The organism is Leptolyngbya sp. GB1-A1 (assembly GCF_039962475.1).
In the GTDB taxonomy this organism is placed as follows: Bacteria; Cyanobacteriota; Cyanobacteriia; order Elainellales; family Elainellaceae; genus Leptolyngbya_A.
This window is the reverse complement of record NZ_JAMPLI010000010.1, coordinates 136,197-159,869: the sequence shown is the minus strand read 5'-3', so window position 1 is coordinate 159,869 and position 23,673 is coordinate 136,197. Positions and strand designations below refer to the sequence as shown.

Sequence of the window (23,673 nt, the reverse complement as noted above, 5' to 3'; positions counted from 1 at the left end):
TGAGGACGCCGAACCAGCCGATGTAGAGGCGGTTGTCGGTGGAGGTGATCCAGGTGCAGAACTGCTCCCACAGGTTCGCGGAGTCGCGACGCTGTAAGGTAGTCGTCATATTTTCGATGAGTGCTATTGTTTATTCGCAATGAAGCAAGTTGAATTGCCTCTAATCAAATATTAAGGAAAATATTTCAATTTGTAAAGCGAGCGGTGAATTTTTCTCATCCCACTCCTAAAACCGACCTAGAGTATGACGCTGGCTCAACCGGGGGGCCAACCCAATGGACGACCCCCAAGCAGGTGCAGATGCAGATGGTAAACGGTTTGTCCGCCATCCTCTCCTGTATTAATCACCACGCGATAGCCGTTCGTTAACCCCATCTGGTCAGCGACTCGCTTTACCGTCAGCAGCAAATGACCCATTAGTGCGTGGTTTTGAGATTCTGCATCCGATAGTTTTGCGATCGGCTCCTTAGGAATTACCAGAACATGAACGGGGGCTTGAGGATTAACGTCTTTGAAAGCAAGGCAAAGATTATCTTCATAGACAATCTCCGCAGGGATTTCGCGACGAATAATCTTGCTAAAAATCGTGTCAGAAGTTTCCGTCATAGAGCTTTACAAAATTAAATCTCACATCATGGGATTTGCTGTCATTCTAAGGGGTAAGAGCAGTTTGCGGCATTGCTTTGACGCGATTACTTGAAGGGAAAGTGCTTTGCAACGGCTACTGCTCTTAAATCGTCTAAATGTTCGATGAGTGCTTGAAGCTTCCTGACTGTAAGGTTTGGGAGCTTTTTTATCAGGTTTAAACCGTTTAGTTTTAAAGGCGATCGCTCAAGGATGCTGTTAACAGCAATGGACTTTGAGAGGAAAGGCAAGCAAGCTGTATGGCGGCAGGCACAATAGCCATAGCGACAGCATTACTGAGGGCTCAGGGACTTGTATCCAGTCGTTCAGGCACTCGCCGTCCTTTGTGCAGGGCAACGCTCATCTCAACAAGTTACTCGAAGCTTGACGATCGCATTTCAATCCTCTTTGAGCCTATCCCGAGCCTATCCATAGTGAAATGGGCTTGCTGTTCTTCTATGATTAGGAGTTGAACGGATCAGGAGTTGAACGGTTTTTTGACACGTTGTGATAGTGCTTTTACAACTTTGTTAAACCGATCGATGTTCAAGTCATCGAATGCTCCTCCATAAACACAAGCTTGCATCGTTTGCCGTCACGAGTAACGTGCGTAGATCATCTGCTCAGATTAATTGTCAAGCAGTCTTTTACTATTTTCTCGAAGCCAGGTATTGATGTTTTGTAGCACGGGGGAAATTGCAAGCTCAAAATCTCCCTCAAGCATTTCCTTCCCTCAAACATTTCCTTAAGGTCAAGGATGAGAAGAACATCTGTGACCCGGCTCATCAGTCATTGCTCTTGCTGCACTGGTGCAATCTTTCGGATTTTGGGCATTCTACCTGAAATATTTTATTTCTCTAGGGTGGGAAACGGTTTTGCGTCTCCTGAGAAGTTGCGCTTGACAACCGCCACCGGAGCAGTCGCGGAAAAACATTATGCTGGCTAGAGTCTGGAGTGCATCGCTGGTTGGGATCGACGCAGTGAAGGTGGGCGTTGAGGTGGATGTGGCAGGGGGGCTGCCCGGAATCGTGGTGGTGGGACTGCCGGATACTGCCGTTCAGGAAAGCCGGGAACGGGTCAAAGCTGCTTTGAAAAATGCGGGCTATACCGTTCCCATGCGAAAGATTGTAATCAACCTGACTCCTGCCGATTTGCGAAAGGAAGGTCCGAGTTTCGACTTGCCGATCAGTGTGGGCATTTTAGCGGCTTCAGAGCAGGTGAGCCCGGCAGTTTTGTCTGACCATCTGTTTCTGGGGGAAGTGTCACTTGATACATATACATTACATGGACACAGCAAAAAAAAATAGCTATATTCCTACTTTTTTTTTTATTTCAATTTTTGATTAAAACTGCCTTACCTGCCTTACCTCATACTTGAAAGCCTTGTGTAGCAATGCCCTGAGCTGGTAAGGCACTTTTGAAACTGCCTTACAACTGCCTTACTTTGCCTTACCAGTTGCCTTACCTTTGCAAAACCAAGCTTGTTTGGTGGAGTTGTTTTCGCCTGTTCATGTAGCGAGGGTGGAGAGAGCAGTAGGGGTGAGTGGGCAAATACAGCCCCGTCGCCCACGCTACCCAGCAAGTGAGACAGCATACAATAGTCTCAGGAAAAGTCTTTTCTGTTCCAATATGAGAATAAGCATCTGAACAACGGCAATCTGAGTGCCAGGCTGCCGTTGATGGAACGTTGAGCAGTTCAGCAGTTAAGCGTCAGGTAGCCTCGATGAAAGCATGGAGTTGCAGAATGAGAAGTAAAACCTTCAAAAAAGCTGTCCGCACGATCATGGGTAGTACACTACAACTAAAAAGATTTAGGCAGGTAATTGATGCTGAAGCCGATCGCAGACCTAACCGTAATGGAGGCAGCGACAGCATGAACGAGCCAGAGTCCCTCAGGTTAGAGTGCATCAGTTTAATTAATCGAATTAGCCAGAAGCGTTACAACATCAAGCTTCTACTGTGCGGCGAGAGCAGATGCGCGATCGGCTGAACCCCTAGCGTTTTTCGCTTTATTTTCGTAGGGCGAAGAACAGGCGAAAAAACTCCCTTAAACGTTATCTCTCAAACTTCGATGCCACGCTGGACAACAGAAGCCCGTCAGAAGCAATCCGAACTGATTCAGCAGGTTAGACCCTGGAAACGATCGACGGGTCCGAGAACTCGACAAGGGAAGCGGCGATCGAGCCAGAATTCACTGAAAACTGGCGAGCATACTCAGTTAGCAAAACTGGAACGCAGTCTTGCCCGTTCGCTAGGCATCAGCCTGCATGGCTTGCGAGTGCCAGAGATAGACTACGCAACGATCGATTCGGAATGGGCAGATTTTTTCCGCACTGCCGATTTTGAGGAAGAAACGAACTAGATGAAAGTACCACACAAGTACCTTAATGATTGCTGGAACGGCCACCCTACGAGCCTTTGCGTTTTTCGCTTGGTGGTCTAAGGGTCGTTATACTTTGCAGATGTAACACTTTACAGATGCAACATAAAAAAGGTGTAAAGTGTTACATCGCAAAACGAACTGAACAAAAGGTAATCATTTGGTATCAGCCAGATCGCCAGAATCCCGACTCTACAAAGCTTTGCGTTTTGCACCTTTGGCATATTGCGATCGTTCAACAATGCAGAAAAAAGTGCAAGAAAGCAGAAAAAAGCGCAGATTCAAGGGGGCGTTAGGTGGAGCATTTCTGGAGTATGCTTGGGCGATTGTTAACTGCCGCCGCAGATGCTTGCTAAGAAGGCGATCGCAGCTTGAAGCTCAACGTGCTAAGTATTTATTCCTGCGGGACTGTACCCAAAAAAATGGGGAGCTTTCCGACTAGCCCTACAACCCAGAAGGCAGGATGATTAGTTCATACGAAAAACGCCAGCCGCACGATATTTAGGCTGGCATATAGAAAAAAGCCCTGACCGATTTGGTTGGGGCTAATTGTTTTATAGGACGATCGCCTGGTAGTTGCTGGCTGGAGTGCCCCAAACTGCTTGAACCACAAGGATCGGTGCGCCTCTGTTCGTCGAGCGGCATGCGTGGCTAAGCCGCAGCTAATCTAAAAAAGGCTCATCTAGGAATTGGTTCGTGAACCTCTGATCGATCGCCCTCCCGGCGATCGAAAATAGCCCCTCTCCTCTTTAAATCAGCAATTTCGGAGTCCGATAAACCTGTACAGCCAATCATAACTGCTCCCTCAACATTGGCTCCGTTAAGCATTACTCCAGAGAGATTTGCTTTGTAGAAGTTTGCTCCACCTCCGATAGTACGGATGAGGTCATAGACATGGGTGCGGGCGAAGGCACGGTCGCGGGCGAAGGCGATGTCGAAGGCGAGGTCGAAGGCGCGGTCGCGGGCGAAGGCGATGTCGAAGGCGAGGGTGAAGGCGCGGTCGAAGGCGCGGTCGCGGGCGAAGGCGATGTCGAGGTCGCGGTCAAGGTCGCGGGCGATGTCAAAGGCGATGTCGCGGGCAAGGGTGAAGGCGCTGGCGCTGGCGCTGGCGCTGGCGCTGGCAAGGTCGCGGGTGGTGGCGATGTCACGGGCGAGGGTGAAGGCGAGATCGCGGGCGCGGGTGGTGGCGATCTCGCTGGTAATTAGGTGATTGAGTTCTTTAGTACGTGCTAGATAGCTGGAGGGTAAAATACCTAAATCAGCATTCGTAAGGTTTGCTTCTTTCAAATTGGCATAAGCAAAGTTAGCACCACACAGGTTGGTCTCAACAAAACTGGCACCCGCCAAATCGCCCCTAAGGAAATCAGCTCCAGACAGATCGGCTCCAGCAAAATCTTGCTTAGGGTCTAGCCCCAACATCTCAGCCAACTCGAAAAAGTCAGTTGTTTTAGCATCAAGAACACTACCGATAGCCTGCTCAAGTTCTTCAAAGGAAGCAGGTTCAGCCATGTCTCCACCTCCCTTGACAGATAGGAGTAGATTCAACCATTGATTTAATACATCGAAGAGCGATCGCTCGTTCAATCACAGCAAGCTTATTGCGATGAATATCATTAACTAGTCCCAGTTTCCCCCAAGTGATACGAATGTCCTCACCGCGTACTGTAAAGGTAGCGGTCATCTCGCAGGGGTGCTCTGCTATATGGAGAACGCCTAGTAACCTTTCTTGAAGTGTTCCTTCTAAGATGTTATCGCTGTAGGTTTCAAAGACCCAGGCAGGTGTACCATCATCACCTTTTTTCTTAATTTGGAAGACTCTTGTAGTAGTCTTCTCAGATAATCCCTCACTCGCCTTAGCTCCAATTTTTCGGCTGTCTAAACCTGCTTCTGCTTGAATTTCATTCCCTTTAGTCTTTTGCCGTTCTACATCGATCGATTCTGGCAATGGATTTTGGGAGGGAGTCTTCTCGATTGGCAATTTGCAATTGTTGAGAATAAGCCGAAGCTGCCCCTTCCTTACTCCAAATGCGACCTGCCCTCCTAGCCTTTTTAGTCCTGAGGGCTCTATTTCTTGCTCGCCAAAAGTGATCGTGAGGCTAAGATTCATTTCTTTTAAGGAAGCCTTTGCCTGTGTCTTTCCCAATATCCTTCCCAACATGCTCAGTAGAGATGGTGCTTGAGAAGCCTCCGCTCCTGCATTCAGATGAAGCTTCATTACTACACAATCAGGGAAGTTGTTCTCTACACGGGGCTGGGAAATTAGATCCATCAGGGTAGGTTTCGAGGCTGTGAGGCTAATTAATCCTCAATTGTCATCATTTCATCTGGATTTGTCGAGATGTTTGAACGCTATTCAATTGATGAACTATCCCAAATATCTACCAGATCCATCGCCAGGACGCGCATGGAGGTAACGTCCGGTAGTTGCTGGATTGCTGTGCCCTAGTGAAGCCTGAACCACATGGAGTCGTAGTGCGACTGAATCGCAATTGCTCTTTGCCTGGTGCTGCTTCAGGTTTCTCGCATAGATTATTTTCGCTCTGGTTACCCTGATGATCGTCCGGTTTTGCTGTTGGGTATTTTGAAGTAAGCTGCATACTCTGTTTCAATCTAATGCTTCGATCGCCCTTTCCTGCTCTCCTTTCTGTCACTGCCCTCACCCTTAACCTGGTTGCGCCTGGTGCGATCGCTCAACCTGTTTCCGGCACGATCGTCTCAACCGGGGACGGAGACACTCTGCGCGTCAATCAGAACGGGCAAACTATAACTATCCGTCTCGCCTGCATTGACTCACCTGAAGCCTCCCAGCCTGGAGGGGAAGCGGCAGCCAATCGCTTGCGCCAGCTCCTACCACAAGGGCAAGCTGTCCAAGTGATTCCGGTTGATGCTGATCGTTACGGTCGCACGGTCGGCGTGGTATTCGCGAATGGGCGATCGGTGAATTTGCAGCTGGTGCAGGAGGGGTATGCCGTGGTGTATCAGCAATTCCTGAGCAACTGCCCCAACTCCCGCAACGAGCTGATAGCAGCAGAGAATCAGGCGAAGGCTGCACGTCGAAATTTTTGGGCGCAAGCGAATCCTGTAATGCCCTGGGACTGGCGACAAGGGCAGCGACCGGCTCCCTCAAGTTCTGGGCGATCGGCTCCGGCGCAACCGGCTGCAAACTTCCCTCCCTGCGTTAATTTGGACTGCGATTGTGGTGATTTTGCATCGCAAGCAGAGGCACAGCGGGTTTTCAATTTTTTCCCTGGAGATCCCTTCCGGCTCGATCGGGACGGAGATGGGCGCGTGTGTGAGGGACGGTAGCCTTGGGGTATTGGCACAAGTTTTGTAAGTGCACCCGGCTTAGAGATTCGACTTTTGCTAGATGCTGCTCCTGGCATTGCGCGAGACCCTTAAACAACGTTCACGACAGCCCCCTTCCCCTTGCTACAAGGGTCAGCGTCTATGTTGAATAAAGCGTTTTTCCCTAATTTCCCTCAGTCCTCGTTCTTCGCCTCGTCTGCTCCATCGCTATCAAAATCCTTACGAGCTAGCGATAATTCATTCGGTACTGCCAAGTTTCTAGGCAGAATAAGAGCCAATGCTTCTTCAGCTAGAGTTGGCTTTAGGGGCACACTCGATCGTAACGATCAAGTAGATTTTTTCAGAGTCGATGTTGCGCCAGGTGCCTTATTCTCGACTGCAAGTGCCAGTGGTACAGTCAAAGGGGGCAGGATCAGAATTAATTCCTTCTATTCGCTCCCTAGGCAGTCCCCCACGAAATATCTATCGGTTGTCTTTCGTCCTGGTTCCTACTCCCAGGAAGCAAGCGTTCCCTTGTTCAATAATTTTGGCTCCACAATTCGAGTTTATGCTGAGGTTCGGAGTTTGAGTAGGGATAAAACTATCAGGTACAGTGCTCAGTCACTCTTTAGGTAAGTACCGGAATTTATTGTCAGAAGCTGGCAATCGCCCTCCGACTGCTGCCTGAGCGGGTCGTGCTGATTGAACATCCCTATTGAACAGCAGGGCAGCGAAGAATCGAGGCTGAGAGCGGTGTTCAGCCCATCTTCTCTGCTTGCATTGAGCATTAATCAGCTTTGCTCAGTGCGCGGTTGATACCGTTCACGTAGTTTCTGGGCGAACGCCTGCGGATCAAAGCCTGGAATTGCAAGAATCACATCGATCGCCTCATCGATCGTCATGGGGTGATAGCGGCGATACAACTCCAGCAATTTCGCCAATGCCGTTGCTGCGCTTTCCCTCGATTTGCTGGGCAGCTCAGTTACGTCCTGCGCGAGGGCGTCGATCGAAGCAATCAGCAAATCGTCAAACCGTAGCAGGGCTCCATTTAATACAACCTCGCTTAGAGTCGGGCGAGCGGCTGTTGCCTGCTCCACTGCTGCTTTGACAACAGATCCCTTTCCCTCTCGAATTGCGTCCCAGTTGCCCGACGCGGCATACCTGCGGATTGTGGAAATGCTGATATCAAATTCGGCAGCAAGACGCTGGACGATCACCTTTTGCGTCGTTTCGGGTGCTGCCAGGTACGCTCTTTCAAGCCGCTGGCGGGTTATGTCATCTAGCTTTCTCATTTCGTCTGCTTATCCAGGTAAATCAGGGAGACTGGTTGGTCGGGTCTGTCTGCGTGGGGCTGCAATTTTGCCTGTAGAACTGGGAGCCACTTCTCCTGAAGGTCGTAATCCTTGTTCGTCGGAACTCGCAATACTTCCCGGCGATCGTGACTCTCAAGCGGAAAGTCATCAAAAAGCCTGCTGTTGAGCCGGATCCGGCACATTTTTGGCATATCGATCATGCTATCGAGGCGATCGATCAGCTCATCCAGCAGTGCCAAGCCTGCGGGTGTTGCCTGGTGTACCTCAATGCGATCGAGAATGGCTTGCTCCATCTGCCATAACCGCTCCATAACGGCGGCTAATCCGGGGTCTGGTGCGGCACTGCTGCGGCTGTCCAGTTCGGCGTGTGGGGTACCAACAGGTTCGGCGGGTACGTCCTGGGTAAGACGATCGATTAGATCTTGGAGGGCACCAGCGATCGGCTTGCCTTCCCTTGCCAGTCGGTTTAGCTGCGGAACCAGTTCAATAATTTCATTGCTGACCCTGATCATTTTGGATGACTGACTAATTTTCGACATTTCCCCCCGTTGGTCAATATAAACGTACTACTATCAATTCTCCTTATCAGTTGGGCGATTCGGCTAGTTTTTTGGTGTTTTTGGAATGGCTGATTGATATCAGCTGCTTATCAAGCATTGGAGTTGATATCAACCTGAAGCTTGACAACGGCAGAATGGGCATTTCAGCGATTTCAGAGGATAATAGTAGAGCCCTACTATTACATTCAATCCGTGAATACGCTGCAAGACTGGGGCGATCGATTCCTCGACAATTACACCGGCAAAACGGCTCTGTCCTACTCGAACACGCTGCATCAATTTTTTGAGGCGATCGACGATCGGGAACTGGGGGCGATCGGGTTGCGTGATATCAGGTCATGGTTGGATGAGCTTGACTGCGCTCATACCACGCGAGTAAAACATCTGAATATCTTGAAGGCGTTTCTTGGCTGGGTGACAGAACAAGATGATTCCCCCATCCGTCGATCGCCCATCGGCAAGCGGTTCACGTTAGCGGCTCCGCCGGATACTTTGCAGGAAAGGATTTTGAGTGAGGAACAGGTGGTGGCGTTGCTCGATGCGGCTGCACCTGGGCGCGATCGATTGATGCTGAGGCTGATGTATGAGGCAGGGCTGCGCGTGAGTGAATTGTGCGGGCTGCGCTGGAAGCATTTGAAGGCGGGTGAAATTTCGGTCTATGGCAAGGGTGGAAAGTCGCGCCGGGTTGGGGCGTCGCCTGCGCTCTGGGATCTGCTCAATGCCGATCGGGGGGCTGCGGGTGAGCCGGTGTTTGCTTCGCGTACTGGGAAAGCTTTGAGTCCTGTAGACGTTCACCGGGTTATTAAAGCGGCTACCGTTGCGGCGGGTCTGCCCGATGAGGTGAGCTGCCATTGGCTGAGGCATTCGATCGCCAGTCATGCCCTGAACAATGGCGCGGCTCCGCAATTGGTGCAGCAGTCTTTGGGGCATAGCTCGCTTGCTACGACAACGAAATACGCTCATATCCTGCCAGGGCAACGGTTGGGGGATTTTGTGAAGGTGTAGGAGCCGATCGCCAGTTGCTCTTTCTCCCGATCGCAGATGAATGCCTCGTCCTCGTGACCGTCCTCTACGTTTATCGGTTTGTTGCTGGGGAACTAATGTTGTTGGTCTACCTCTACACGATAATCACTTCGGCACCGACTTTACAGCCGTCCTGCTAATGCGAAACTTGCTGAAGTTTGACCGCATGATTGACCGAGAATGAACAGATTGATCGCTTGCAGACGGGATCTAATATAACGCTACAAACAGGGGACTTCCTCGGTTTCCCTTTCTCCTGAAGAATATCAACTTATGACTGGGATTCTCCCAGTGATTGAATCGTTGCCTGAGTCATCGGATGGCTCGATAGTTCCTCGACTCGTCCCTCATCTATCACCCACCTTACAAAAGTCAGGAAATTCTCTCTTACTTGCTGGGTATTAGGATGGGATTCTCCTAAAGCTTCTACTAAAATTGCGATCGCTCTAATGTAAAACAGCTCTGCTTCCCCGTACCGTCCCATCGAATAGTACAACCCTGCCAGATTGTTTAGAGCCGAAGCAGTGTCAGGATGACTGGGCCCTAACTCCCGCTCCCGAATGGCCAAGGACCGCTCATACAAAGGCTCTGCTTCCCCGTACCGTCCCATCGCCTTGTACAACCCTGCCAGATTGTTTAGAGCCGAAGCAGTGTCAGGATGACTGGGCCCTAACTTCCGCTCCCGAATGGCCAAGGACCGCTCATACAAAGGCTCTGCTTCCCCGTACCGTCCCATCGCCTTGTACAACCCTGCCAGGTTGTTTAGAGCCGAAGCAGTGTGTGGATAACTGGGCCCTAACTCCCGCTCATAAATGGCCAAGGACCGCTCATACAAAGGCTCTGCTTCCTCGTACCGTCCCATCGCCTCGTACAACAATGCCAGATTGTTTAGAGCTGTGGCAGTGTCGGGATGACTGGGCCCTAACTCCCGCTCCCGAATGGCCAAGGACCGCTCATACAAAGGCTCTGCTTCCTCGTACCGTCCCATCGACTTGTACAACAATGCCAGATTGTTTAGAGCTGTGGCAGTGTCGGGATGACTTGCCCCAAATTGCTGCTCACTTACCGCCACACACTCTTTGTACCACCGCTCTGCTTCCTGCCAGCGGTTTTGTCCCGCCGCGACTCGTCCTAATGCAATAAATGACCACAGCACGTCTATCCCTTCTAGCAAGGCAGTTAGCCCTGTTGCCACCACCTGCCAATGGGGAATCGCACTCTGCACCCTTGCTAACGCTGCTAACGTCACCGTCGGCTCTACTGTCTTTGCCTCTTCCACCAGTGCGAATGCCATGCCACGTTGGAGTCCCTCGGCTTCTACTGCCAATTCGTCCTTTAGCTTCTGAGCCAAAAATTCCCGAATCAGCGTGTGGAGCAAATACTGTCCTTCTTCTACAGAGACCAGTGACCATCGCAGCAGTACCTCTGCCGCTGATTCTATGTTCTCGTCGTCCCATTCAGGCAAACTTGCCACCGTCCACGCTGGCTTGATGGGTGCAAGGGCAAAGACACTCAACAAGCAGCCGAATTGCTGAGTCTGCTTATCTAATAATTTCCAGCTCAACTTGAACGCGGCCTCCAGGTTGTCACGGTACGGCATTTCTTCAGCCACTTGACACACTGCCTTTGCCTGTAATCGCTGCGTTTCGAGTCGGCTGAGTAAGTTCGAGAGGCTTAGAGTGGGGCAACCGGCTAGATGTCGCCCTACCAATTCAATTCCTAAGGGCAAATATCCGAGCCACTCACATAAGGACTGAGCCGCTTCTTGTTCTGCCGCAAGCCGATCGTCATCCCCGACTAATCGCCGCAGCAGTTCAAGGGCGGCTTCAGGCTGCAAAACCCCTAGCTCTAGCCGCTGTACAGGGGAACCGAGCTTTGCCCGTGTTGTGAGTAAGACCCGAGACTGCCCATCCTGCGGCAGGAGCGATCGCACTTGCCTATAGTCACTGACATCATCCCAAACGAGCAGGCGTTTACCCTGCGGAACCGCTTCTAGCCAGCGATCGTAGTACCACTGCACCCGTGCGGCATCCGTCTCCAAATGATCTGGCGCTGGGGGCAATTGCATCCGTGTCCCGTAGGTCAGCACCTCTCCCACCAGTGTGGCAGCAGACATCCACCAAATACCAGCAGGATAGTGCGACTGATATTGGTGGACATATTGCCAGGCCAACTGGGTTTTCCCAATCCCGCCCATGCCGGTTGCTGCGACAATCCCAACTTGTGAAGTCGTCTCCAATCGTTCATGTAATTCCTCTAGCTCCGCTTCCCGCCCCACAAAGGTACTGGAACCCAGATCACGGGGATAAAAGTAAGGAGCAGGAATTTTTGGGGAAAGGCGATTGTCAAGTTGGACAAGCTGTAGTTCTGGCCGGATACCATGCTGTTGCAGCACTTTACGCCATTGCTCGTCGTCCTCGACTCGGACTAAGGAAGCGGCTTCTAAGGAAGCAGGTCGCTGGGGATTCTGGTGTTGACTCTGGACTGCAACAACGCACCCCGCACATACAACCGCTCCACCCGATGCCCCTGACCAATCAGAACTGGAACTCGATACGCCTTCTGGAGGCAACCGTTGGGCTTCTAAGACGAGCAAGCCATCGGGGGAGGTGTCCGCCAAATAAATCACGCCTTCAATCTGCCGTCCCCCTGCCGCTGTTTTATCCCCCTCTCGCTGTGTCCTTGCCCATCTGGGATAGCCGTACATCTGAAAGCCGATCGTCTCTCCCGCACTCGATTGAGGCAATCGCCCCAATACAACCGCTTCACAAGGGTCAATGTCCTCCGGCAACTCAATCAGAGCAATATCCCATCCCTGGGCTTTCCAGGCAACTTTGGCTTGGACTTCACTAAAGGACTGCAAGGGCTGCTTCGATCGCACCCGACAAGCAGCCCCCACCTCTGCAACCAGGTGAGCTGCCGTCAGCACTAATCGTCCCCCAATCCGATATCCACTTCCGTAGGCAGGAGACATGATCTCGATCGACCGCCCTGGCTCAAACTGCTGAATTGCCATGAGAAATAAGGGGTGCTTTATTCTGGGGTATCGTCACTGCCCGTTAAAACAGGTTTGCCATCTGCGCGCACCGGCTTGAGCGGCACGGTTACTTTATGAATCGCCTTATCTTTACTCGCTGCGCCTGCACCCATCTCGACCACCCAGAACCGGATGCCGCCTTTGCCATCCACGCTTTGTTCCACTTCAACCTGGAACTCCATCGTCACTTCACCCACCTCAAAGCGCAACTTCTCTCCCTGCGCGGCCATAATCGACTCAATCAACTCTGCTCGCAGTGCCGCGATCGAATCTTTCAACGCAATCCGCTCCATTCCTCCACTCCTCACTTGACTTTTTCGACTACCCCTATCTTAAGAGCGACGCTTTTCGATGTCTTGCAAGGCAGCAGCTAGGATGACATACGCTCGCGCCTGGAAAAAAGCCTTCTCCATCGCCTTGCGATAAGTCTCCGTTCCCCGCTTTGCCGTACCCTTACCGGATGTATCGCTACCCTGCTTTACCTCAATCCGGATATGACCTTCTTTGTAGAAGTCGGCAAACTTTGTAGTAACGTCGCGATCGCTATGAAAAAACTGGATGATAGTTGGCTCGCTCATTTCCCTGCGAGCCTTTCCATGGAGCGAGAAAATGTTGAATCGTATCAAGGGTACATTCCCCGCCCCTTGGGGCGTAAGTCACCCGTAAGGCTTGATGTCCGGATACCCCGCTGCTTGCGGCGGGGAGCGTCATTAAATACTCTAACGAGTCCGACCATGTTTATAGACTTTGGCATAGTCGTAGAAGGGACAGCGCATAGCGGGCACACCATCATGGCATCGCTCTTATTCCACTTGCCCACACTTGTTCAGCACATAACCCGATCGTGAACCGTAGTTTAGTCGATAGTAGCCGAGGCATTAGTATACCTTTGATAGGGTTTACGTAAGTTCTGCCCCTATTTCTACAAAGATTTTCTAATGACTGGAACCCGGAAGCGTTTTTTCCGGGGTGGGTGTTTAAGCTGTGTTCTAGTGTGATGGGTCTACAGCGTGACAACTTCAGGACGGCACCTAGAGCGGCTACTGCAAATAGATACATTTCTGCGCTCAAGACAACGCCATACAGCAACCACTATGGCAGAAGTCTTAGGAGTAACAGAACGAACTGTTCGCAAAGACATTGATTTTATGCGAGATCGCTTCAACGCACCGATCTCCAGCACTAAGGTCAAAGGTTACTACTACACGGAGCCAGATTGGCGATTGCCGACTATTCCCTTAAGCCAAGGGGAATTGTTTGCGCTAGCGTTGGGTGCACGGATGCTGAGTGCTTATGCCGGGTCAGCCTACCAAGTACAGTTGGAGGGAGCGATCGCTCGATTAGCACAACGATTGCCAGAGCAAACCTGGGTAGATCTCCAAGAATTAGCTCAACAGAGTGTGTTAGTGCGGGTGGGAGCAGAGTTAGATCTAAACCCTGAAATTTGGCAGCAGTTGGAGCAGGCTTGCAAGGATCGGCAACAGGTGAAAATTCAATACTTCACTGCTGGACGAAACACAGAATCAGAGCGAGTTCTAGATCCATATTTGCTGCACTTTACTCGCAATAATCCTTGTGTAACGGGGTTTTGTCATATTCGACAAACGGTTAGAGATTTTCGGGTAGATCGCATTCGTAAACTGGTTATTCTACCATCGCAGTTTGAAACAGACCCGGAGTTCGATCCTAAAGCTTATTTTGCTGGAGCCTTCCAGCATGAGTTAAGCGGCAATTTGCAAGACATAGGCATCTGGTTCGATGCACCTACTGCACCCTATATCTGCGAACGCCGTTGGCATCCTAGCCAAACAATTGACAAGCATCCTGACGGTTCGATCACCCTGAGATTTGTTGCTAGAGGGTTAAACGAAGTTAAGCGGTGGGTTCTCTACTACGGGAAAAACGCCAAGGTGGTGAGTCCGCCCCAACTGATAGCAATGGTGCAGGAAGAAATTGAGGGGATGCAGCAACAGTACTCCAAGGAAGTGAATTAGATGAATGAGAGGTTTTGGGCAAAAACAGGCAGGGGAGAGTTCACAGCCAATGGACAGCCTGAGTATCATCCAGTGATTTGCCATCTCGCTGATACGGCTGCTGTGGCAAGGCAGATTGTGCAGGAGTATTTGAGCCCGGCGGCGATCGCTACCCTGGAACGCGGACTGGGGTTGGCGGGTGAGCCCTTGGTGAAGTGCTGTAGCTTTTTGGCAGGGTGCCATGACTTAGGCAAAGTTAGTCCTGCATTTCAGTTTCAGGTGAGCGAGGTGGGAAAAGCCCTGCTAGGAGAGCATTTTTATGATTTATGGACACGGCTTCCGGATACTAAAACGCCCCATGGACTGGTTACAGCAAAGACAATGCCACAGTTTTTGTGTGATATCGGGTTGGGGAACCACCTGACTCAGCGAAAGGCACATCAACTCGCTAGGCGATTAGCAATGATTGTGGGAGGACATCATGGTTTTTTCCCATCTCAAGCTGACATTGATGCTTTGGATGACGGGTTGTGTGGCACCAATCCAGGGAGTGATTGGCAGCATCGTCGATTTAGCCAAACGATTTTTGAGCAGTTGCAAGGGTTTGTCGATTTAACCGCAGCAGACTTACCCTGCCACTGTGACAATGCCGCTGCAATGATTTTGGCAGGGCTAACGACAGTTTCAGATTGGGTTGCGTCAAACCCAGATAAAAAAAGCGGCTTTCCCTATGCAAATGACACATCTTTTGAGGACTATACAAAGGAATTAAATGTTAAAGCTGAAAACGCATTGCGGGCGATCGGCTGGACGAAAATAACAAAGGACAAACCGCTGGATTTCACAGAGTTATTCCCTAAGATCAGTACGCCACGACCGTTGCAGAATGAGGCGATTGCCCTTGCCCCTAGGCTGATTCCTCCATGTCTAATTTTGGTGGAAGCATTGATGGGAGAGGGAAAAACTGAGACGGCATTGTATTTAGCGGATTATCTACAGCATCAGACTTCGGCCGGTGGGTTTTATATTGGGCTGCCGACACAGGCAACGAGTAATGCTATGTGGCAGCGGGTAAAAAGCTTCTTAAGCCAGCGTTATTCCGAAGAAACTGTAAATCTGACCTTGAGCCATGCGGCGGCAGCATTGAAGGAGGAGTATCAGCAGACGGTTTGTCGATTAGATCAGGTCTACGACGAAGACAGCCAAAACTCAGCGGGTCGAGTGGGTGCAGGAGAATGGCATACGGCGCGAAAGCGATCGTTGCTTAGTCCTTATGGTGTTGGAACTGTAGATCAGGGATTGATGGGGGTGGTGCGATCGAAACATCAGTTTGTCCGCTTGTTTGGTTTGGCGGGTCGCACAGTGATTTTGGATGAGATCCATGCCTATGACCTGTATACCAGTACCCTACTAGAGCGACTTCTGGAATGGTTGGCAGTATTGGGTTCGCCAGTGATTGCACTATCAGCAACGTTGCCCACGAGTACGCGTCATCTATTAATAAACGCTTATGCCAGGGGCTGTGGTCAGACTGATGTAGAACTACCTCAAGCGGACTATCCACGTATTACTACCTTTTCCGGTGGAAAAGTTGAGGTCAGATCATTTGCGGCCTCCAAAGATGTGACGCGATCGCTGAATTTGCGCTGGGTTAGTGATGGGGAATGGGTGACAGTTCTGGGAGACAAACTGTCAGAGGGCGGCTGTGCAGCGGTGATTTGCTCAACAGTAGGACGGGCACAGGAAATCTTCGAGCGATTGCAGGTGGAGTTTGCTGAGGATGAACTGGGGTTATTTCATGGGCGATTTCTGTTCACTAATCGCGAACGGATTGAGAATAGTTGCCTCAAGATGTTTGGGAAGAAAAGTGTTCAGTTTTTCGATTTTGTGAAGTACCTAATTACATCACAAACTTTTCCTAGATCACGGGCTTTCATCACTCATCTATTAGACATTTGCGCTAGAACTCGTCCATATCGCTATGTGTTGGTAGCAACGCAGGTAATTGAGCAGAGTTTGGATGTGGATTTTGATTTGATGATTAGCGACTTGGCTCCGATCGATCTGCTCTTACAGCGATCAGGTCGGCTCCATCGACACATCAGAGACAACCGCCCTGTGAAGCTGGAAGTGCCTACGATGTGGGTGGTTGAGCCAACTATCAACAAAGAAGGTAAGGCGCAGTTTGCTGACGCAGGAATCATTTACAACCGCCACATTCTGCTGCGCTCGTGGCTGACTCTGCGAAACAAAAACACGGTGCACTTGCCTGCAGAAACTGATGACTTAATCGAGTCGGTATATTACCTGGATGCGCCCATTCCCCACGGTTTAGAACTTAGCCATCAACAAGACTGGGAAAGTTCTTTGGCTGACTACCAAGCCGGTGAAACCAGTAAGAAAATTGCCCAGGCGAATGCAGTCAAGCTACCACCAGCCTTAATAGAGAACCACCCGGCTGACTTTACACGCCAAGGGGAAGAGGACGATGACAATACAATCGCTAAAGTCACCCGGCTAGGCGAACCTACTGTGACGACAATCTTTTTACAACAAACCGCTAATGGGTTGCTACTACCTGGGACGAACCAGGCGGTTGATCTGGAACAATCGCCTAATTTAGCCACAATCCGAGGATTACTAGAGCATAGTACTCGGATTGGTAAACGGGGATTAGTGCAGGCATTGATGGCACAGTCCAATCCCACAACCTGGACTTCGGCACTGCTGCGCTACTGCCGTTATGTGGTGCTGAATACAGAAGGTAAAACTCAAGTGGGTAAGTGGGAATTGGAGTTAGATCCACTGCGGGGAGTGGTGATCGAAAAAGTGGGTAGATGAGCGATCAAAGAATTTAAGAGGAAATTCGAGCCATGATGACATTTAATTTGGTCGATCAACCCTGGTTGCTTGTGGTGAGTCAAGACTGGCAGCGGCGAGATGTGTCGCTAATAGAGTTATTCACCACATGGGAAACGTTAAAAGAAATTCAAGCAGATAATCCCCCCACAACGTTGGCAATCTATCGCTTTTTGTTGGCGGTTTTGCATCGAGCCTATCAGGGACCGAAGGACGTCGATCATTGGGAAGAGATTCAGCAAGATAACGGCAAGAAGGCAATCGCCTATCTCAATCAATGGCGCGATCGGTTTGACTTATTTCATCCTGACTATCCGTTTATGCAGGACACAGCATTAACCAAAGATAAAGCTGTACCAATCTACGCGATTCATACGATGAGTACCTCTAAAGTGTTCTCGCATGAGCATGAGTGGAGCGGCTATCGTGTTTCACCGCCAGAGGCAGCCCGTCTGATGGTGAGACTACAATCGGTTGATATTACCAGCCTAAGAGCGTTCTATCCACCGCAAAGTTCAGGGAACCGTTCGGCTGTCAATACACCTACCATCAACAATTCAAATGTTCTTGTTGTCGGGACGACCCTTAAAGGTACGTTATTGCTGAACTTGATGCAATATTACCCTGAAGGAGAAATCCCTAGCGTTGTGTCGGGTGAAGACTTACCAACATGGGAAATGAGCTACGCAGGGAAACCAGCAAAGACAGTTCCCAATGGTTATATCCACTATCTAACCTACCCCTGGCGACGATTGAATCTAGTGCCTGATAGCGATGGCATGAGTCAATTGGCAATCACGATGGGTAACTCCTTTCCAGATGAAATTTCTCCACAGCAGTGGGAGTGTGGCATTGCTTTTCATGAAGATAAGCCTGTGCGGTTTTCTCCAACACGCCAGTTGTGGAGAAATGCTCATAGTTTTTTGCAATCTGCGGAAAAGAATCATCGTCCTCGAATTATCGATTGGCTAGCTACACTGCATGCAGAAGGTTTGGTAGAAGATGTAGTGCATCTCCAGGTTTTTGGTATGTGTGCTGATAAAGCTAAGCCATTAGCTTGTAGTGTTGAGAGGTTTTCAGCTCCCGCTATCTACATTACAGATAAGCAATTAGGAGCGTCGCTCAAGACTATGATCGCCATTACTGAAGACAATCAGCATATTTTTCGCTTCTTCCAAAGCAGCCCCTATTACGAATTAGCTAAAGGGTTGAATCCACCCACCACCAACAGCAAGGCAATTGGTGAGCAGGCTCGCCAACTGGCAGAAATCTTGGATGGCGAATCTCGCTATTGGGCTACCCTCGATCGCGCATTTCAAACGCTTTTAAGAGAATTACCTGCCGACAAAACCGTAGACGGCAACGGCATCACCTACGGCAATACGAAGCTACCAGAGTGGACAAAGACGGTGCAAAGCGCTGCAAGGGATGCCTTCACGGCGTCAATTTCTCCCATTCGTAACTATGAAGCCAGAGCCAAAGCCCTACGTGCTCTGGAATGGAAGCTCTCAGATTTGCGGGCTACCCCAGAGGAGAAGGAGGCGAAGAAAGCCAAGGCAGCGAAGAAGAAAGACAAAGTTTCCCAATAAGAGAACCATCAATGACAACAACTCAAAGTACACCCCGCAATCGATTAGAGTACGAAAGCCGATTTCTCAAATCGGTTAGCGACCGAATCAAAAACGATAACGGCGCAAAGGCAGATTTCAAACGCGCTCTATCTTGTGAGCCAGAACATATTCGCAAGGTTTACCCCGTTGTGTTGCCCTATGTCGGTAATACATCGGAGTGGGAACAGACGAAGATTTGGATTCCCGTTGCGTGCCTTTCAGTCTACTATCCATCCACTCAACAGAAGGGGAATTTCGGGCATAGCTGCCGTGGCTTAGCAACCGCAACAAATTCCGAAGGAGCCGATCGCCGCTTTCGAACCTTGCTAGATCTGACATTAACCGATATCCAATCGCCTCTAACCGCATTGGTGCGGCAAATGAAAAGTAAGGGAATTGCCATCAACTACCCCCAACTCTTGGCCGATCTGCGCCAGTGGGAGCACCCTAATCAATATATTCAAGACCGCTGGGCAAGAGCATTTTGGGGTGCGCCACCTAGTTCATTAGACGAATCGGAACCAGCCGCCGATGACATCGCCGAATAACGGCAACTCACTTTCAACCAATTCAAACCAATTCAAACCAATTCAAACGGAGTCATAAACCATGCAACTCGAAATTCATGTTCTACAAAGCTTTCCACCCGCCAATTTGAACCGTGATGAGAATGGAATGCCAAAGTCTACTGTGTTTGGTGGCTATCCTCGGGCGCGAATTTCTAGCCAATGCCAGAAACGGGCTGTGCGCTTGTTTTATCAAGCACATTCTGAGATAGAAGCAGAACAATTTGCTCAGCGATCGCGCTCCTGGATGCCAGAACTCAAAGCATTGTTGGTAAAAGCAGGAATCCCTGAAGCACAAGCGGAGACAGCAACCAAATTAGCACTAGAAGTGTTAGGAGCAAAATTTGAAGCCGACAAGATTGAATCAAAAACAATTCTGTTCTTAGGACGGACAGAGATCGCCGCGGTCGCCGACATTCTAATCAAGAACTGGGCAAAAATTGAGCCTGAACTGAAGGGCAAAGAACCAAAACTACCTGCCAAAGATCCCAACATGCCCAAGCTGATTGAGAAGGTATTGGTAGACAGCGGCAAGCCTGGTGACGTGGCATTGTTTGGGCGCATGATGGCATCTCTGCCGACGGTGAATGTGGATGCTGCAGTACAAATGGCGCACGCCATTAGCGTCAACAAGCTCCAGCAAGAATTCGACTTCTTCACCGCTGTGGATGACCTGGGCAGCAGTGACGATGCTGGGGCAGACCACATGGGCGAAACGGGCTACAACAGTTCCACCTACTATCGCTTCACTACTTTGGATACGGTACAACTCCAAACTAATTTAGGCAGCGATGTCCAGGCAGATACTATTGCCCAAGCCTTTGCTGAAGCCTTTATCAAAGCGATTCCTACTGGACATCAAAATGGCTTTGCTGCCCATAGCCTCCCAGCAGCAGTCATGGTGGTCGTTCGTAAAGGTCAGCCAATTTCACTGGTAGATGCATTTGAAAATCCTATGGCTCCTAAAAGTAGCAAAAGCCTGCTGGAGAATGCTATCTCCAAGCTGGATAGCCACTGGGCAGATTTGAGCAAGATGTATGGTGAAAAATCCGTAGTGTTCAAAGGCATCGTCACCCGCGAACAGCTTGCCCAACAGTTGGTAAACCTGAAGGACTGTGAAAAGCCAGCTGTAGATGAGTTGATTAAAGATGCGATTGCCGCTGCCTTTCCCGGAGGCAACTAATCATGCCTACACTTTTATTGAGAATGCGTGCCCCCATGATGAGTTGGGGCGACCATAGCCGATTCACGATTCGAGATAGCCGTCGGGAGCCTACCAAATCGGCTGTAATTGGTTTGCTCTGTGCAGCGTTGGGTCGTCCTCGCTGGGAACCGGTTGATGATCTAGCTACCCTCAAGATGGGGGTTCGGATCAACCAGGAAGGTGTGGTGCAGTGTGACTATCACACCATTATGGACAGCATCAAATCCAGCGGCAGCAAGGGCGATACCGTCATTAGCCAACGCTATTACGTGGCAGATGCCGACTATTTGGTAGGGCTAGAGGGCGATCGCCCAATTTTAGAAACCCTGGATGCTGCGCTCCAGTCTCCCTGCTGGCAGCTTTACTTTGGGCGCAAGAGCTTCGTACCGAGTTGTCCGATTCATGTGGGAATTGTTGATGAACCCCTGCTGAAAGCTCTGGAACACCGTATATATCTCAAAAGCACTTCTATTCGCACTTTACCGAGTCAGTTGCGCGGTCTTGTCGAAGTGCCCGACAGTCTGGATGTCCGGCAAGATGTGCCGATTGATTGGCAAAAACGGCTGTTTGGTAGTCGTTGTGTTCACCCTCATTCTTTTGAAAAGAACCTATGTATCTTTCCCAATTAGTTCTAAACGGGGGCGATAGCACAGCCCAACGAGATTTTAGTAATGCTCATGATCTACATCGACGTATCATGCAAGCGTTTCCGGACGAACAGCGCGATCAGCCTCGTGCTGACTGGAACGTGCTGTTTCGTCATGAGCCGGATAGCGATGTAATCCTTGTCCAATCTGCTATCGAGCCTGACTGGAGCCGACTGCACCAGGGATACTTGGCAAAAGCCCCCATCACTAAACCGTTTGACCTAGATGATAGCCAACTTCGTGCAGGGCGAGTCGTTCAATTTCGATTGAAGGCGAATCCTAGCAAGCGCAGCAAGGAAACTGGTAAGACGCTCGGGCTGTTTCACCAGCCTGAGCACCTGGCTTGGCTAGAGCGACGAGCAGCCCAGCATGGCTTCACGCTTCTGAACGTTGATACCGTTCCAACCCCAAATGTCTTTGGAATGAAAGGGAAGGGAACTTCTCCGATTCGGATTATCAGCGTACTGTATCAAGGCGTGATTCGGATTGATGATCCAGCCTTATTTAGCACTGCTATTCGACAGGGAATTGGACGGGGGCGTTCCTACGGCTGTGGCTTACTCTCGATCGCTCGATTGTAATCCTAAATTTTCTAAGTTTGAGGTGAGTACTCATGTCCAGGTTACGGACATTGCCGAAGGCGCGCGATCGCATCAGTTTCTTGTACTTTGAACACTGCCGCATTGAACAAGATGACCGAGCGATCGCGGTTTTTAAGGAGAAGAGTAAGTTCTTTGTGCCCTGTGCGGCAATTGCAACGCTGTTGCTTGGTCCTGGAACTTCGATTACCCACGCTGCCATAAAAACGCTGGCAGATAATGCGTGTGAAGTGCAGTGGGTAGGAGAGGATCTCATGCGATTTTATGCCAGTGGGCGCAGTGGTGCAGGCAATTCTAAGCGGCTGCTTCACCAAGCAACGCTGTGGGCAGATGCAATTCAAAGACTGGCAGTGGTGCGGCGGATGTATATCTTTCGATTTGAGGATACGCCCAGCGAAGATTTGACGCTTCAACAAATTCGAGGGTTGGAGGGAGTGCGGGTACGGACGATGTATCAGCAGTGGAGTAAAAAAACTGGGGTGGAGTGGACGGGTCGAAATTATAAGCAGGAAGACTGGGATCAAGCCAATCCAATTAATCAGGCACTATCGATCGCAAACACTTGTTTGTATGCTGTGTGTCAAGCAGCGTTGAATTCTGTTGGTTATTCGACCGCGCTGGGGTTTATTCACACGGGTAAACCATTGTCATTTGTCTATGACATTGCAGATTTATATAAAGCGGAAACAACAGTTCCGGCTGCATTTGAAGCAGTGTCAGAAACGTATTTCGATTTGGATACGTTGGTACGACGCAAGTGCCGGCAGAAGTTTAATGACTATCGTTTGATGCATCGCCTAGTACAGGATGTTGATAAGGTGCTGGGCTTTGGAGATGAGGATGAGACAGAGCCAATTTGTTTCCTGTGGGACGACGTGCTGGAGACAGTTGAGGGAGGAAAGGACTGGTCGGAGAAGGAAGGTTAAATGGTCGTGTTTATTTTGGAGAAAGCCAAGCCAGTGCTGCGGGGAGAGTTAAGCCGTTGGTTGTTTGAGATCAAGCCAGGGGTTTTTACGGGACGGGTTTCAGCACTAGTGAGGGACGAGTTATGGACTTTGATTGAGCAGAAACACGGAAGCGGATCTGCCGTGATGATTTATCCACAACGCAATGAACAGGGGTTTGATGCCCGAATCCTCGGAACTCCATCGCGGTCTCTAATAGACATAGAGGGGGTGTTACTAGTAAAGATCTAATCAGATCAAGTACTGTGGAAGAGTTGTCCCCACGCTTGTGGGGGTGAACCGCCATCAATCGCGAATCCGCAGGCGATCGGCTCAGTTGTCCCCACGCTTGTGGGGGTGAACCGAACTACAGGAAAACAAAGATCGCGCACTCGCAACCGTTGTCCCCACGCTTGTGGGGGTGAACCGTCCTCGCCGCGCCAGATGCCGACCCGCCCCGGAAGTTGTCCCCACGCTTGTGGGGGTGAACCGGTTTCAGCAGGTTTATCCAAGGAGAAGGCAAAAAGTTGTCCCCACGCTTGTGGGGGTGAACCGCCATTTGATTGCGTAGGGTCCGAACTCGAACATTCGTTGTCCCCACGCTTGTGGGGGTGAACCGTTGCGCTTTCTGTTTCTAGGCTTGATCGTGTTGCGTTGTCCCCACGCTTGTGGGGGTGAACCGCTTTCCCTTGCCTTGTCTTCGTGCGGTTCCCACGTTGTCCCCACGCTTGTGGGGGTGAACCAGTGCTGGGAGGCTGGATTAATCAGATTCCCGACAGTTGTCCCCACGCTTGTGGGGGTGAACCTTAGTTGATCAACGCGGCGAATGGACTGTTCTAAGTTGTCCCCACGCTTGTGGGGGTGAACCGCGACTCTTCACACAGAATCCGCCCACACCATACGTTGTCCCCACGCTTGTGGGGGTGAACCGCCATCACACCGGAAGCAGTGCGAGATGCGATTCCGTTGTCCCCACGCTTGTGGGGGTGAACCGATGGTTCGCTCATGGCTAGTCGGGCGTGTCTGCGTTGTCCCCACGCTTGTGGGGG

General features: G+C 50.4%; 22 protein-coding genes, 3 pseudogenes and 1 CRISPR repeat array (1 of these 26 cut by a window edge). Of the genes and pseudogenes, 14 read left to right on the top strand and 11 right to left on the bottom strand.

Annotated elements, in window-relative coordinates; genetic code table 11:
- A pseudogene (locus tag NDI45_RS13010) lies at positions 1 to 109 on the bottom strand (photosystem II q(b) protein); the annotation flags it as partial.
- Positions 110 to 255: 146 nt separating this feature from the next.
- Positions 256 to 606 carry a histidine triad nucleotide-binding protein gene (locus NDI45_RS13005; RefSeq protein WP_190791031.1) on the bottom strand — a complete coding sequence of 117 codons (351 nt, stop codon included), beginning with the start codon at positions 604 to 606 and terminating at the stop codon, positions 256 to 258.
- A 953-nt stretch (positions 607 to 1,559) separates the two neighbouring features.
- Here NDI45_RS13005 and NDI45_RS13000 point away from each other — a divergent pair.
- The 3 genes and pseudogenes from NDI45_RS13000 to NDI45_RS12990 form a co-directional block, all read left to right on the top strand.
- Positions 1,560 to 1,895, top strand: a pseudogene (locus NDI45_RS13000) (magnesium chelatase domain-containing protein); the annotation flags it as partial.
- Between the two features lie 473 nt (positions 1,896 to 2,368).
- Positions 2,369 to 2,614 carry a hypothetical protein gene (locus NDI45_RS12995; protein ID WP_348247589.1) on the top strand — a complete coding sequence of 82 codons (246 nt, stop codon included), beginning with the start codon at positions 2,369 to 2,371 and terminating at the stop codon, positions 2,612 to 2,614.
- Positions 2,615 to 2,695: 81 nt separating this feature from the next.
- The gene (locus tag NDI45_RS12990; RefSeq protein WP_348247588.1) at positions 2,696 to 2,986 is read left to right on the top strand and encodes a hypothetical protein; all 291 of its coding nucleotides are present in this window, start codon (positions 2,696 to 2,698) and stop codon (positions 2,984 to 2,986) included.
- 490 nt (positions 2,987 to 3,476) lie between these two features.
- Here the strand turns inward: NDI45_RS12990 and NDI45_RS12985 are convergent, their stop codons facing one another.
- The 4 genes and pseudogenes from NDI45_RS12985 to NDI45_RS12970 form a co-directional block, all read right to left on the bottom strand.
- The gene (locus tag NDI45_RS12985) at positions 3,477 to 3,617 is read right to left on the bottom strand and encodes a hypothetical protein (RefSeq protein ID WP_348247587.1); all 141 of its coding nucleotides are present in this window, start codon (positions 3,615 to 3,617) and stop codon (positions 3,477 to 3,479) included.
- 65 nt (positions 3,618 to 3,682) lie between these two features.
- On the bottom strand, positions 3,683 to 4,513 hold the full coding sequence (locus NDI45_RS12980) for a pentapeptide repeat-containing protein (protein ID WP_348247586.1): 831 nt from the start codon (positions 4,511 to 4,513) through the stop codon (positions 3,683 to 3,685).
- Positions 4,506 to 5,219 carry a hypothetical protein gene (locus NDI45_RS12975; RefSeq protein WP_348247585.1) on the bottom strand — a complete coding sequence of 238 codons (714 nt, stop codon included), beginning with the start codon at positions 5,217 to 5,219 and terminating at the stop codon, positions 4,506 to 4,508. Before NDI45_RS12975 ends, NDI45_RS12980 begins: the two co-directional genes overlap by 8 nt.
- Positions 5,220 to 5,369: 150 nt before the next feature.
- Positions 5,370 to 5,471, bottom strand: a pseudogene (locus NDI45_RS12970) (integrase); the annotation flags it as partial.
- Between the two features lie 146 nt (positions 5,472 to 5,617).
- On the opposite strand from NDI45_RS12970, the gene NDI45_RS12965 reads away from it, so the two are divergent.
- On the top strand, positions 5,618 to 6,310 hold the full coding sequence (locus NDI45_RS12965; protein ID WP_348247584.1) for a thermonuclease family protein: 693 nt from the start codon (positions 5,618 to 5,620) through the stop codon (positions 6,308 to 6,310).
- A 770-nt stretch (positions 6,311 to 7,080) separates the two neighbouring features.
- Here the strand turns inward: NDI45_RS12965 and NDI45_RS12960 are convergent.
- Entirely contained in the window at positions 7,081 to 7,581 is a 501-nt protein-coding gene (locus tag NDI45_RS12960) for a hypothetical protein (RefSeq protein WP_348247583.1), read from the bottom strand.
- Positions 7,578 to 8,114 carry a hypothetical protein gene (locus tag NDI45_RS12955; RefSeq protein ID WP_348247582.1) on the bottom strand — a complete coding sequence of 179 codons (537 nt, stop codon included), beginning with the start codon at positions 8,112 to 8,114 and terminating at the stop codon, positions 7,578 to 7,580. The genes NDI45_RS12960 and NDI45_RS12955 overlap by 4 nt, the downstream gene beginning before the upstream one ends.
- A 168-nt stretch (positions 8,115 to 8,282) precedes the next feature.
- Between NDI45_RS12955 and NDI45_RS12950 the strand changes: the two genes are divergently transcribed.
- On the top strand, positions 8,283 to 9,167 hold the full coding sequence (locus NDI45_RS12950) for a tyrosine-type recombinase/integrase (protein WP_348247581.1): 885 nt from the start codon (positions 8,283 to 8,285) through the stop codon (positions 9,165 to 9,167).
- A gap of 289 nt (positions 9,168 to 9,456) precedes the next feature.
- On the opposite strand, the gene NDI45_RS12945 is transcribed toward NDI45_RS12950, so the two are convergent.
- The 3 genes from NDI45_RS12945 to NDI45_RS12935 are packed head-to-tail and all read right to left on the bottom strand — an operon-like array spanning position 9,457 to position 12,800.
- Entirely contained in the window at positions 9,457 to 12,201 is a 2,745-nt protein-coding gene (locus NDI45_RS12945) for a tetratricopeptide repeat protein (RefSeq protein ID WP_348247580.1), read from the bottom strand.
- Positions 12,202 to 12,218: 17 nt separating this feature from the next.
- Positions 12,219 to 12,515 (bottom strand): trypco2 family protein, encoded by a 297-nt coding sequence (locus NDI45_RS12940; RefSeq protein WP_348247579.1) that lies wholly within the window; start codon positions 12,513 to 12,515, stop codon positions 12,219 to 12,221.
- Between the two features lie 39 nt (positions 12,516 to 12,554).
- Positions 12,555 to 12,800, bottom strand: coding sequence for a hypothetical protein (locus NDI45_RS12935; RefSeq protein ID WP_348247578.1), 246 nt, complete (start codon positions 12,798 to 12,800; stop codon positions 12,555 to 12,557).
- 432 nt (positions 12,801 to 13,232) lie between these two features.
- Between NDI45_RS12935 and NDI45_RS12930 the strand changes: the two genes are divergently transcribed.
- The 9 genes from NDI45_RS12930 (at position 13,233) to cas2e (ending at position 22,876) form a co-directional block, all read left to right on the top strand.
- Entirely contained in the window at positions 13,233 to 14,216 is a 984-nt protein-coding gene (locus NDI45_RS12930) for a transcriptional regulator (RefSeq protein WP_348247577.1), read from the top strand.
- Positions 14,217 to 17,036 carry a CRISPR-associated helicase Cas3' gene (gene cas3 / locus NDI45_RS12925; RefSeq protein ID WP_348247576.1) on the top strand — a complete coding sequence of 940 codons (2,820 nt, stop codon included), beginning with the start codon at positions 14,217 to 14,219 and terminating at the stop codon, positions 17,034 to 17,036.
- Between the two features lie 32 nt (positions 17,037 to 17,068).
- Positions 17,069 to 18,643, top strand: coding sequence for a type I-E CRISPR-associated protein Cse1/CasA (gene casA / locus NDI45_RS12920; protein WP_348247575.1), 1,575 nt, complete (start codon positions 17,069 to 17,071; stop codon positions 18,641 to 18,643).
- A gap of 11 nt (positions 18,644 to 18,654) precedes the next feature.
- The gene (casB, locus tag NDI45_RS12915) at positions 18,655 to 19,212 is read left to right on the top strand and encodes a type I-E CRISPR-associated protein Cse2/CasB (protein WP_348247574.1); all 558 of its coding nucleotides are present in this window, start codon (positions 18,655 to 18,657) and stop codon (positions 19,210 to 19,212) included.
- Positions 19,213 to 19,273: 61 nt separating this feature from the next.
- The gene (gene cas7e, locus NDI45_RS12910) at positions 19,274 to 20,413 is read left to right on the top strand and encodes a type I-E CRISPR-associated protein Cas7/Cse4/CasC (RefSeq protein ID WP_348247573.1); all 1,140 of its coding nucleotides are present in this window, start codon (positions 19,274 to 19,276) and stop codon (positions 20,411 to 20,413) included.
- A 2-nt stretch (positions 20,414 to 20,415) separates the two neighbouring features.
- A complete protein-coding gene (cas5e, locus tag NDI45_RS12905) occupies positions 20,416 to 21,063 on the top strand; it encodes a type I-E CRISPR-associated protein Cas5/CasD (protein ID WP_348247572.1) in 648 nt (215 codons plus the stop codon).
- A complete protein-coding gene (gene cas6e / locus NDI45_RS12900; protein ID WP_348247571.1) occupies positions 21,045 to 21,662 on the top strand; it encodes a type I-E CRISPR-associated protein Cas6/Cse3/CasE in 618 nt (205 codons plus the stop codon). The genes cas5e and cas6e overlap by 19 nt, the downstream gene beginning before the upstream one ends.
- 32 nt (positions 21,663 to 21,694) lie before the next feature.
- Positions 21,695 to 22,606 (top strand): type I-E CRISPR-associated endonuclease Cas1e, encoded by a 912-nt coding sequence (cas1e, locus tag NDI45_RS12895; protein WP_348247570.1) that lies wholly within the window; start codon positions 21,695 to 21,697, stop codon positions 22,604 to 22,606.
- On the top strand, positions 22,607 to 22,876 hold the full coding sequence (cas2e, locus tag NDI45_RS12890) for a type I-E CRISPR-associated endoribonuclease Cas2e (RefSeq protein ID WP_348247569.1): 270 nt from the start codon (positions 22,607 to 22,609) through the stop codon (positions 22,874 to 22,876).
- A 22-nt stretch (positions 22,877 to 22,898) separates the two neighbouring features.
- A CRISPR array of direct repeats spans positions 22,899 to 23,673; the repeat unit is 29 nt; unit sequence GTTGTCCCCACGCTTGTGGGGGTGAACCG; it runs 4,194 nt beyond the window's last position.